We start from the raw sequence: 205 nt of genomic DNA, 5'->3' as shown, positions 1-205 counted from the left end.
GAAACCGATTGCCCTTGGACGAAAAAACTACCTCTTCATGGGTTCAAAAGGCGGCGGCAAATCCGCGGCTATCGCCTATACCCTGATCGAAACGGCCAAACTCAACGGCATTGACCCGCAAGCCTGGCTGGCCTGGGTTCTGGCACAAATCGCCGACCACAAGATCAATCGCATCAACGAACTCATGCCTTGGTGTTACGCTGCA

1 protein-coding gene is annotated in these 205 nt (G+C 54.1%); it reads left to right on the top strand.

Annotated features, from left to right (window positions below; all coding sequences use genetic code 11):
• Positions 1 to 205 (top strand): transposase domain-containing protein (locus tag ACXAH0_RS25460; protein WP_475196148.1); only part of this gene is annotated, 205 nt, incomplete at both ends.

This window comes from Roseibium sp. AWQ4_290, assembly GCF_056160985.1.
This window is presented reverse-complemented; position numbering and strand designations above follow the sequence as displayed.